1 protein-coding gene is annotated in these 709 nt (G+C 48.4%); it reads left to right on the top strand.

Features of this window, described 5'->3' with window-relative positions:
• The coding region (rsgA, locus tag A3766_RS04620; RefSeq protein ID WP_068641806.1) for a ribosome small subunit-dependent GTPase A at positions 1-709 on the top strand (709 nt) is incomplete at both ends.

Here is a 709-nt window from a genome sequence, read left to right as displayed (position 1 = left end):
CGTCTGGCGCCCCGGCAAAGACCAAAGCGGTGTGATCGAAACACGCCTAGAACGCCACAGTTTACTGCAACGCCCAGACAACTATGGGCTGCTCAAACCCGTAGCCGCCAATATCGACCGTATTATTATTGTTGTCGCCACTGAACCCACACCCTACGCTAATCTAATTGATCGTTATCTGGTGGCCGCTGAAACTCTCGACATCAAGCCTGCCATACTGTTTAACAAAAGCGACTTGATTAATGATAATAACCGCGCTCAGATAGAAAAACTCTGCCAAAGCTATGAAGCACTTGGCTATGAAGTACTCAAGACCTCAGCCAATGAAGTCGAGCATTGTGAGTCCACCTTATTCGACTGGCTAAAAAACTACACCAGCGTCTTCGTTGGCCAATCCGGTGTCGGCAAGTCTTCACTGATTCGTAGTATTCTGGGTGATCAGAGCATTAAAGTCGGCGCGCTTTCGGAAGTATCCCGTAAAGGTACTCACACCACGACGACAGCCAAGCTTTTTCATATTCCGGGTGGCGGTAGAATTGTTGACTCACCGGGCATACGAGAATTCGGCTTATGGCATATCAATGAGCAAGAACTGTTGGAAGGTTTTATCGAACTCAGGCCGCATATTGGCTACTGCCGTTTTCGTGACTGCAAACATAATAATGAGCCCAAGTGCGCGATCCTTGACGCCTACGACAAAGGTGAGATT

Source organism: Oleiphilus sp. HI0132, from assembly GCF_001635845.1.
The sequence above is the reverse complement of the archived record's forward strand: the minus strand, read 5'-3'. Positions and strand labels throughout refer to the sequence as shown.